Here is an 8,028-nt window from a genome sequence, read left to right as displayed (position 1 = left end):
GTCCACATATGAATCAGACAGGGCCTGGTCCGCAAGGACACAAAACTCGTCGATAGTTTCTATCCTCTTCTCGGCCGGAAAGGCCCGGCCGGCGTCGAGGATGAAATTCGTTACTTTCTTCGCTTCCTCACCGCGCCGCGCCCGCCGCTCGTCCCAACGATCAAGCCAATTATGATACACTCTGGTTGCTTCCTAACTCGCTTACTCGCCATCGCCCAAACTCTGGATCAAAGCGGCCGGTGCTCCACCAAGGCTCAGAGGTCATCGTGGAGCACCGGCTGGAACTCGCTGCGCCTGTTGCACCCGAGGGCGCCGCCATCGACCTCTTTTCCGCACTTGGCTCAGGCGGAGCAGGAAGGCGAAGTCAGCGTGCGCATCGACGAAGGCGAGGCGCCGCTGAGCCGCTGGTCCCATTGTCTCTTGACATCACTCCTGGTCACTTTCTGTTTTGTTTAATTCACCTTCTGCAACACGTGAATGGCTGAGCCGGCGTCGTCTGAGAGCACATCTATTGGCACAAAACCCGCTCGGTGTGCACATTTTTTGAAAAACGACTCAGAGAAACAAAAAGAGTTCTTCAGATGCAGTCGCTCGCCACTTAATAGGATGATATCCTTGCCGCCAATGCAAAAGTCCAGGTTCTTTTTGACCACCGCTGTATGTATGACTTGCATGAATTGGTCTCCACCAATAACATCCGGCTCATACTCAAATGCCTCTGGATCGAAATTGCCGTCGACCGGCAGCTCTGCCTTCATTCTATAGAACACATTTAGCTGAAATTCAGGATGCGCTTCATAGTAGGACTTCGCCACATCCCTCCTCAAATCTGAGCCAATTGAGATCGCAACCCAGCACCTCTTCGCACTATTCGATATCTTCTTCAGCGTCTCGACGACCGCTTCCATGGGGTGCGTATCATTTGTTGGGACAGCAAGATTTCCAAATGTCCGGCCAAACATGACAATAAATGCCGCTTCATCGTCGAAAAATAGCGTCGTCCAGAGAATATATCGCCGCGTATGAACTCGATTTTCAACCCTAAAGCGGATGACAACTGTGCTATGTCCCCGAGGAATTCTCTTGACCGGTCGACGAGCGTGCAACGTGAGGTTTCGCCTCGCAGACCTATAACAAGCGGAAGCGTTTTCTGTTGGAAGGCTCGCACTGTTCCAGGCCCATACTCCAGAACCGAAATTCCTTTACGACATCGTTCGTCCTGGTGATGCCATTGAACATAATCTCTGACTCTCCCGTGAAGTTTTTGGGCTAACTTGAGTTCAGCATCCACCATATTGGTTGTGCCAGTGACGAGCACATTACTGATCCTCTGGGCTTCAGCCTTAGCCCATAACAACGCGCCACTCATTGGATTGCCATTCCGGTCGACTCCAGTGTGGTGAGCGTATTGTTCAGCACCTAAGTCAGGCGCATACTTTTGCCGAAACAGCTGCAAACTTGTTTCAAGAAAGCTCAAGCTGATCGCCTCTCGATTCTTTAACGGCTCGTCGGATCCCCAGTTGACGCACTTACCGCCGCAAACGAAGGTGGTGCGCGTAGTCCCCCGAATGCCGTCGCCGATCCCAGACACGAGAAAGCACGGCTCGGTAGTCAGAGCAGAAGCGCGGCGCAATCGCCGATAAGCCTGATGAGTCTGTTCATGGCGTATTTCACTGAACCCATAAGAGAGGCTACAGGGTTTGAAGGAGTAATCCTTGACGTGGATCAAAGACAAACCCGAATCTGGGAGGGGTCTTGAACAAATGACGTTGGAAGGGGCGTGCCTGTCGATCACTACACGATCTTTCGCTGGGCTAGAAATACGCGCCGGAGATCGAAAAGCGGCTGCGTTGGCACCGGCGTCGGCTGCAGTCGACAAGTTGGCGCGTGTGAAAGTCCGTGGTCAATGGACATACCTTTACCGCGCCGTCGATAAAATTGGCAGCACGATCGACTTTTTATCTGTCCCCGGCGAGCCGTCGATCTGAATGAGTTCGCCGAAGCAATCGCGCCGGCCGCGCGGCTGGAAAACCCGCTTCTTGCGTTCGCGTCGCAACACCCAGATGCCGGCTTCCATCATCCACTGACGCAGCGTCTCCTTGCTGACGGCAAGGAGTAACCATCCGGTCAGGACCGCAGTAGCCGAGGCTTTTTGCGATTTCTTTCTGCCACTGGTTTCGATGGCGGGTCGCCAATTCCGCGAAGATTGCGGATAATCTGTTGAAGGTTTTCGATCCCCACTTGGGTGAACAAGATGATGTGCTCGCTGAGCTCCGAGGCCGGATAGTCATCATATGCCCACAAGCAGCCATCTTCAGAGAACATCTCAATCGAACATTCTCGCAAGAAGTCTTCGTCCTCATCAAGCATCGCGGCGACATATTTCAGGGTGTAGAGGGCAGAGTTGCGGTAGCCCATGATGCCTCGTTCTGTGTTTTCAGATTTGGTCAGTGCTGCTGGTTTTGGCTCTTCGCAAATCCAGCTTTTCCAAGTGTCCGACGGCGGGCAATTTTAGCGACACGGTCTTGAATGATATCAACGCTTAAATCTTCTGGGTCGAAGCGGCCACCATACCAACGCACGAACTCTCGATGCTGCGCATGCCGTGGCTTCGCCATGACGTTCAGGAATTCCTCGAACCCCGAGGTGCTGCCAACATCTTCCGGCGGCGCTCTGCGCTCACCATCGATGAAGCGCGGATATTCGATGCTGGGGTTTCCATCCTCCACTGCCTCGACCGTGATAGTGTGCCGCCAGTTATCACCAAAGTCATAGGTGTAGCTAAAGGTCGCGATCCCACGCTCGATGAGTGCCGCTATGCGGACGTTGCGAGCAGCAAAGGTTTTGCGTTCGTAGAGGTCTTCTGGATCCGGCACATCGTAACATCGCCCACCAGCCTCGAACTCGAACAGATGATAATCCTCGAACAGCATCACGGCCTGAATGACATCGTGGAGCCCCTTCAAGCTCATCGTGAGTGGAACCTCGACCCTGCGCCAGATCAAAGGCTCGATATCGTCGAGTTGGATATGTAGCCTGGCGATGCGATCGACGGTCATGATGCCAAAGCCATCATAGGCCGCGGACCTGTCCAATTCCACGGCAGCAGCTCTGCAAGCTTTGTTGTCGGCGTGTCAGCGATACGCGCGAGAACGTCGGCAAGCCAAGCCTGCGGATCGACGTCGTTGAGCTTGGCCGTCATGATCATCGTCGCCATGAAGGCGGCGCGATCAGCACCACGATCAGAACCCGCAAACAGCCACGACTTCCTGCCGAGAGCGAAGCCGCGCAGAGCGCGTTCGGCGGCATTGTTGGTCAGGCAAATCCGACCGTCGCCCAGGAAGGACGTAAAGCCCTCCCAGCGCTTTAGCATGTAGTCGATCGGCTCGGCGACCGGAGAGCTGCGCGACAGCTTTGTCCGCTCGGCCCGCATCCAGGCCTCAAGCTCTTCGACAAGACGACGGCTGTCCCGCTGGCGTCGCGCCAGTCTTTCACTTGCAGCGAGACGATTGATGTCACGCTCGATATCGAACAGGGCATCGATCCGTTTCACGGCCTCGAGCGCCACCGGCGAGATCGGCGTGGCGTTCTTTCCCCGTTTGGCGTTGGTGGCGATGTCGGCAAGCACGAAGAACTTGCGACGCGAATGCGACCAGCACAATGCCTGGGTCAGCGGACCAGAATCGCGGTCCATTTTGAAGAGCGGGTTGTAGCCGCCATAGGCGTCGGCCTGCAGAATGCCGGTGAAGGTCTTTAGATGGCGCTCGGGATGTTCCTGCCGCCGATCGCGGGAGGCATAGTAGAGGGCGGCTGGCGGCGACGTTCCGCTGAACGGCCGATCGTCCCTGACATAGGTCCAAATCCGCCCGGTATCGGTCTTGCCCTTCGCCAGGATCGGCACGGTCGTGTCATCGCCATGTAGACGCTCGGCGGTCAGCACATGCGCCTCGATCAATCCGTGCAAGGGCTTCAAGACCGCGGCGCAAGCCCCCACCTGGTCGGCAAGCGTCGAGAGGCTGAGGTCGACACCCTCGCGGGCATAGCGTTCACTTTGCCGGTTCAGCGGTTGATGCTGGCCGAACTTCTCAAACAGGATCATCGCCAGCAGGTTTGGCCCTGCAAAACCGCGCGGCGTCACATGGAAAGGGGCCGGTGGCTGGGCGATCTTCTCGCATTCGCGGCAGGAGAACTTCTCGCGCACCGTCTGGATGACCTTCCACTGGCGCGGGATCACTTCCAGCGTCTCGGCAATGTCCTCGCCCAGTTTCGCCAGCTTGGCCGAGCCGCAGCATGGGCAGCTTGTTGGCGGAGCAATGACGACGCGTTCGCGCGGCAGGTGCTCCGGAAACGGCTTGCGCGATGGACGCTTGCGCTCGAAGGCCCGAACCGTCGAGGATCGTGCCGCCAGTTCAGCGGCCAATTCGTCCTGGCTGGCGTCCGCCTCCAACTCTTCGAGCTGCAATTCCATCTGCTCAAGAAGCCGCGCCTTGCGCTCCGAGCGGCTGCCATGAATGTCGCGCTTGAGCTTCTCGATCTCCAGCCTCAACCTGGCAATCAGCGCATCCGAATGCGAGTTCACTGCCTGGGCTCGGGCAGCAACGGCCTCGGCTTCACGGCGTGCCGCGCGCTCGGCGAGGATCATCGCATGCGCGCTGGCAAGGTCGTCGGGAAGCTGATCGGCCGCATCGGTCATGGCGAGATGGAATCATATTCGCTCCGACCTTTCCAGCCATTTCCACTATCCAGCAGAGCTCGGACGCCAGGTTTTTTGCGGCATTCGCCAGTCGATTCCTTCGAGCAGATAGCCGAGCTGCGCCGGCGTGATCACCACCGTGCCGTCGGCCGCTGACGGCCAGATAAAGCGGCCGCGCTCAAGCTTCTTCGTGAACAGGCAGGCACCCTGGCCGTCGTGCCAGATCACCTTGATTAGGCCGCCCTTCCTGCCGCGGAAGCAGAACAAATGGCCGCTATGCGGATCACGCTTCAGTGTCTCCTGCACCATCAGCGACAGGCCAGGAAATCCCCTCCGCATGTCCGTATAGCCCGTCGCCAGCCAGACCTTTACGCCGCTCGGAACCGGGATCATCGCCGTTCCACGACATCGAGGATGCGGCCCAGAGCTTCGGTGTCAACATCACTCTCCACTCGAATGCGCCGGCCGCGGCCAAGCTCGATCGTCACGATACTTGGCTTCTTGCGCGCCCGTGGTGCCGGTGTCGTCTCCAAAGGATCAGGCGCTGGCAACGCCGCGACGACCTCAATCGGAATGAATGGAGGCACGGACGGCGCTGACATTTGGCAGAGCTCTTTGCGCCACCGGAATAGCTGACTGACATGAATCCCGGCCGAGCGCGCCACATCCGAAACAACGGTTCCAGGCTCTAACGCCGCCGCTACCAGCCGTTCTTTCTCTTCGCGAGACCAATGCCGGCGACGCTCGACCGACGTGATCACCTCAATATGCTGCTTCGTCATAGGACTACTCCCAGTGCTACCACCAGGACTTCCAATGTTCGGCATCACATCACAAGACGGCCGTCACCGTGGGGATACCGGCAAGCCGGTGGCGTTCGATCAGCTTCTCGGCCGCCAGCGTCGGTCCGAAATCCAGGTAATGCTCACGCACCAGGTCGAGCACCAGGTTGCGGAAATCCTCGCTGTGGGGCTTTATTTCCGGAAGGCCGCCAGCCAAGTAATGAAATGCAACGCGCTTGTTCAGCCGAGCCGCGCAATCTTCATGGAGCGAGTTTATCCGATACCATTTAGCGTTGATTGTAGACGCAAAGTTGCTAATCTCGCGTTCAAATGGAAGGGGCTTTCATGAAAACTATGGTTGCAATGCTTCTTGCAGCGGTTGGCGTTGCAGTCAGTGCCAGCAGCACTTTGGCGGTTAATTTCTGCCAGTCCAACAAAGACCGGAATTGCTTTACCGGCAGTTTCGGACTTGTCGACATTCCCGGTGACGCAAGCCATAAGCTGCTCAAGGCAGATTTCGGATATGTCGATTTGAACGGAGTGGGTTGGCAGACCAACAAGGAGACGAAGACTGACGGCGCTTCGATTCCGCCGCTATTGCAACCGTTTGTCGGTTCCCCATGGGAAGACGGCTATATTCGTGCAGCCGTCATCCATGTACTGCGACAGGCACGTTCGAACTTGGAAAGAGACGCATCGCGTCTTCTATGACGCCATGCTGGCCAGCGGCTTGGAGAAACCGAAAGCGAAATTGCTGTTCTACGCCGTCTATGCCTTTGGTCCACGCTGGGGCTATCTCGTTCCCGGAGAGAAGTGTGCGGCTGGGAAGAACTGCATCCAGATGACAGGAAAGGACGCCGCGTTCGTGCAGTTGCCTGGGGAATTGGCCGATCAGTCGAGCGCAGGCGAATTGAAGGCGATCAAGGCGACCATCGATCTCAAGGAGCGTTCTGGTGATGCGTTAACGCTTGATGAACTCATGGCGATCGCCGACGAAGCTCACCCCCAGCAAACACTTCGTGATCAGCGGCCTGCCGGTGGTGATGAGATCACCAAGTAACGGTGCAAGTCGTCGATGGAGGACGCGAGGAAGAGGGACCGTCTTTCAAGACCGACAGCACTATACGATCTTGAGAAGGAGATCATCGCTTCAACCGGCGGCCAAGTTAGGCTTCGTCAACTAGAGCATCGGATTGAAATCCGGAATCGAAGGATTGAACTAACCCGCTGACGCGGGATAGGTCGGGTTTGGAGGCGCGGTCTCCTGATGGGATGTTGGGGTGTTGAGAACCAACCCTTGACCAGGAGACCGACCGATGACCGACGCCCCGGCAGCGGTGAACCCGCTGCGCCGCCGCATGATCGACGACATGACGCTCCGCAACCTGTCGCCGGCCACGCAACGATCCTACCTGCATGCAGTGACAAAGTTCAGCCGTTATTTCGGCCGCTCGCCGGATCGGCTGGGGCTGGAGGATGTGCGCGCTTTCCAGGTGTACCTGGTGTCGCAGGGCGTCTCCTGGCCGGCGCTCAACCAGACGGTTTGCGCGCTGCGGTTCTTTTACGGCGTGACGCTGGACCGGGCGGAGCTTCCCGAGCGAATTGCCTATGCGCGCACGCCGCGCAAGCTGCCGGCGATCTTGAGCGCCGACGAGGTCGTGCGGTTTCTCGAAGCGGTGCCGTCCTTGAAGGCGCGCACGGCGCTGACGACCGCCTATGCCGCCGGACTGCGCGCCTCGGAGGCGGTGAGCCTGAAGGTGGCCGACATCGACAGCCAGCGCATGGTGATCCAGGTCCGTCACGGCAAGGGCGCCAAGGATCGCACGGTGATGCTGTCGCCGCAGCTGCTTGGCATCCTGCGCACCTATTGGCGGCTGGCGCGCCCCAAGGATTGGCTGTTTCCCGGACGGGGCGACAAGCCGATCGATGTGCAGGTGCTTTATGCCGCCTGCCGGTCGGCGACCAAGGCGGCGGGATTGACCAAGCGGGTCAGCGTGCACACGCTGCGGCACAGCTTTGCAACCCATCTGCTCGAGAGCGGCGTCGATATCCGCATCATTCAGGTGCTGCTCGGACACACCCACCTGTCGACGACGGCGCACTACACCCAGGTGGCGACAACGACGATCGCCCGGACTGAGAGCCCGCTCGACCGGCTGCGCCTCGAGGTCGTGCCGCCGGTCTGAGATCGCGCCATGCGACCGGCGCTGGAGGTGGCGGATATCTTCCGCCGCCATGGCCCCGCTTATCGTCGTACCCATGACGGTCGTCTCGGCCGGGGGGAACGCCGCGTCATGGCGGCGATCGCGCTGTGCCGGACGGCGGCGCTCGGCGGCCATGTCGAGACCTGCGACGACTGCGCCTTGAGCCGCGTCGCCTACAACTCCTGCCGCAACCGCCATTGCCCCAAATGCCAGGGTGCCACGCGCGATCGCTGGCTTACCGACCGCCAGGCCGATCTGTTGCCGGTACCGTACTTCCATGTCGTGTTCACCGTACCGGCCGAGATCGCCGCGATCGCCTATCAGAACAAGCGGCAGCTCTATGCGATCC

General features: G+C 58.6%; 12 protein-coding genes and 2 pseudogenes. 5 read left to right on the top strand and 9 right to left on the bottom strand.

Going from position 1 to position 8,028, the window contains the following annotated elements:
• Positions 1-180, bottom strand: a 180-nt coding sequence (locus USDA257_RS37500; RefSeq protein WP_080605871.1) for a hypothetical protein, incomplete at its 3' end; no start/stop codon positions are given.
• Between the two features lie 272 nt (positions 181-452).
• A complete protein-coding gene (locus USDA257_RS32770) occupies positions 453-962 on the bottom strand; it encodes an L-histidine N(alpha)-methyltransferase (RefSeq protein WP_231698953.1) in 510 nt (169 codons plus the stop codon).
• A gap of 812 nt (positions 963-1,774) precedes the next feature.
• Between USDA257_RS32770 and USDA257_RS35775 the strand changes: the two are divergent.
• Positions 1,775-1,958 (top strand): annotated as a pseudogene (locus tag USDA257_RS35775) (DDE-type integrase/transposase/recombinase); the annotation flags it as partial.
• Positions 1,959-1,972: 14 nt separating this feature from the next.
• Here the strand turns inward: USDA257_RS35775 and USDA257_RS36515 are convergent.
• The 7 genes and pseudogenes from USDA257_RS36515 to USDA257_RS36970 all read right to left on the bottom strand — a co-directional run.
• Positions 1,973-2,113, bottom strand: a pseudogene (locus USDA257_RS36515) (ISNCY family transposase); the annotation flags it as partial.
• Between the two features lie 14 nt (positions 2,114-2,127).
• Entirely contained in the window at positions 2,128-2,418 is a 291-nt protein-coding gene (locus USDA257_RS32765; protein ID WP_014330935.1) for a hypothetical protein, read from the bottom strand.
• A 29-nt stretch (positions 2,419-2,447) separates the two neighbouring features.
• A complete protein-coding gene (locus USDA257_RS32760; protein WP_014857805.1) occupies positions 2,448-3,059 on the bottom strand; it encodes a plasmid pRiA4b ORF-3 family protein in 612 nt (203 codons plus the stop codon).
• Positions 3,056-4,693 carry an IS66 family transposase gene (gene tnpC, locus USDA257_RS32755; protein ID WP_014330937.1) on the bottom strand — a complete coding sequence of 546 codons (1,638 nt, stop codon included), beginning with the start codon at positions 4,691-4,693 and terminating at the stop codon, positions 3,056-3,058. The genes USDA257_RS32760 and tnpC overlap by 4 nt, the downstream gene beginning before the upstream one ends.
• A gap of 45 nt (positions 4,694-4,738) precedes the next feature.
• The gene (gene tnpB / locus USDA257_RS32750; RefSeq protein WP_014330938.1) at positions 4,739-5,086 is read right to left on the bottom strand and encodes an IS66 family insertion sequence element accessory protein TnpB; all 348 of its coding nucleotides are present in this window, start codon (positions 5,084-5,086) and stop codon (positions 4,739-4,741) included.
• Positions 5,083-5,475 carry an IS66-like element accessory protein TnpA gene (gene tnpA / locus USDA257_RS32745; RefSeq protein ID WP_014330939.1) on the bottom strand — a complete coding sequence of 131 codons (393 nt, stop codon included), beginning with the start codon at positions 5,473-5,475 and terminating at the stop codon, positions 5,083-5,085. Before tnpA ends, tnpB begins: the two co-directional genes overlap by 4 nt.
• A gap of 49 nt (positions 5,476-5,524) precedes the next feature.
• Positions 5,525-5,692 carry a hypothetical protein gene (locus tag USDA257_RS36970; RefSeq protein ID WP_014857776.1) on the bottom strand — a complete coding sequence of 56 codons (168 nt, stop codon included), beginning with the start codon at positions 5,690-5,692 and terminating at the stop codon, positions 5,525-5,527.
• 128 nt (positions 5,693-5,820) lie between these two features.
• Between USDA257_RS36970 and USDA257_RS38215 the strand changes: the two genes are divergently transcribed.
• The 4 genes from USDA257_RS38215 to USDA257_RS32730 form a co-directional block, all read left to right on the top strand.
• A complete protein-coding gene (locus tag USDA257_RS38215) occupies positions 5,821-6,186 on the top strand; it encodes a DUF1353 domain-containing protein (protein ID WP_014857774.1) in 366 nt (121 codons plus the stop codon).
• A 4-nt stretch (positions 6,187-6,190) separates the two neighbouring features.
• Positions 6,191-6,535 carry a hypothetical protein gene (locus tag USDA257_RS38210; RefSeq protein WP_014857773.1) on the top strand — a complete coding sequence of 115 codons (345 nt, stop codon included), beginning with the start codon at positions 6,191-6,193 and terminating at the stop codon, positions 6,533-6,535.
• Positions 6,536-6,791: 256 nt separating this feature from the next.
• Positions 6,792-7,661, top strand: a complete 870-nt coding sequence (locus USDA257_RS32735) for a tyrosine-type recombinase/integrase (RefSeq protein ID WP_014857771.1) — start codon at positions 6,792-6,794, stop codon at positions 7,659-7,661.
• A 9-nt stretch (positions 7,662-7,670) separates the two neighbouring features.
• On the top strand, positions 7,671-8,028 hold a 358-nt coding region (locus tag USDA257_RS32730; RefSeq protein WP_041415768.1), incomplete at its 3' end, for an IS91 family transposase.

The organism is Sinorhizobium fredii USDA 257, assembly GCF_000265205.3.
GTDB classification, from domain to species: domain Bacteria; phylum Pseudomonadota; class Alphaproteobacteria; order Rhizobiales; family Rhizobiaceae; genus Sinorhizobium; species Sinorhizobium fredii_B.
This window is presented reverse-complemented; position numbering and strand designations above follow the sequence as displayed.